The sequence below is a fragment of the Planktothrix tepida PCC 9214 genome (assembly GCF_900009145.1).
Lineage (GTDB): Bacteria > Cyanobacteriota > Cyanobacteriia > Cyanobacteriales > Microcoleaceae > Planktothrix > Planktothrix tepida.
Genome location: NZ_LN889944.1, coordinates 1 through 771, shown reverse-complemented (window position 1 = coordinate 771; position 771 = coordinate 1). Strand labels below are relative to the sequence as shown.

Sequence of the window (771 nt, the reverse complement as noted above, 5' to 3'; positions counted from 1 at the left end):
AGTATTAGCAATCAAAGACTTCGATGTTAGCTCAATCTTCAGCGATGATGTCATTATTAACTACAATAACGGCACCACAGACCCCAGCCAAAATCCCTTCGGTTCACCGACATACGCCCTAGTCACTCAGTCTTTTGCCACCTTTAAAGCAGGAACCAATGGCAACGGTTTACCCGACAACGGCTTGTTTGCAGCCAACAGCTACCATCCCAACATTCAACTCGGCTACAATAACAGCAATGACGGCAACAATGCCAAAATCCTCACCACCAACAACTCATCCTTTACCTTTAACGTCACGGCTAGTCCCTACCAAAAAATTCACCTGTTTGCCACCGGGACAAATGGTAGCGGGACAATAAATATAAAATTTAACTATAGCGATAGCAGCACCAGCACCAGTACAGCCACAATTGCCGATATTGCCACTTCAATTACCGAGTCAGCTTCTAGTTACTATCTGATTAATGGACTAGACTTAAGTAACGATACAACCGGCTCAAGTTACTGGGATTTTAATGCTGGAAAAATCTTTGGTTTAGGGTTAACACCCGATACAACGAAAATCCTGCAAAGCATCACCATAACCCGAACCAGTGGCACAAATACAAACACTTGGTTGAACTTTTTTGGAGCAACAGGAGAATACAACAACAGCGCCCCCGTCCTAAATGCAGCTAACGTATCTAATTTAACCACAATTAACGAAGACCCGACAACCAATCCAGGGACATTAGTTTCCACCGTCTTAAGCAGTGGTTTCACCGATGC

At 44.0% G+C, this 771-nt stretch carries 1 protein-coding gene; it reads left to right on the top strand.

The genetic code is table 11. The features are described 5' to 3' along the window. Positions 1 to 771: hypothetical protein (locus tag PL9214_RS31900; protein ID WP_186440535.1), on the top strand; the 771-nt coding region annotated here is incomplete at both ends.